1 protein-coding gene is annotated in these 235 nt (G+C 60.4%); it reads right to left on the reverse strand.

The genetic code is table 11. From position 1 onward, the window contains the following. Positions 1–235: hypothetical protein (locus tag SB679_RS26320; protein ID WP_410705377.1), on the reverse strand; the 235-nt coding region annotated here is incomplete at both ends.

Consider the following 235-nt stretch of genomic DNA (forward strand, 5'->3'; position numbering starts at 1 on the left):
GCCAGCCGCAGTGCCGACCGCCCTGCCTCACCCGGCCATAATTCGTACATCGCCTCCGCCAGCACGTCCTCCAACTGAATGTGAAGCGCATCCTTGCGCAGCCGAAGCGTTTCCGTCGAGCGCAGGATCCGGTCGGCGAGAATGGATTCCTTGCTTTCATATCTTGAAGCAAGAATCAGGAATGTCTTGCGAGCAGCCTCCAGCGGCGGCTGGTCCGGTGACTGCGCAAGAAAGG

Origin of the sequence: Chryseobacterium sp. SIMBA_029 (assembly GCF_046535275.1) — a bacterium.
Lineage (GTDB): Bacteria > Bacteroidota > Bacteroidia > Flavobacteriales > Weeksellaceae > Chryseobacterium.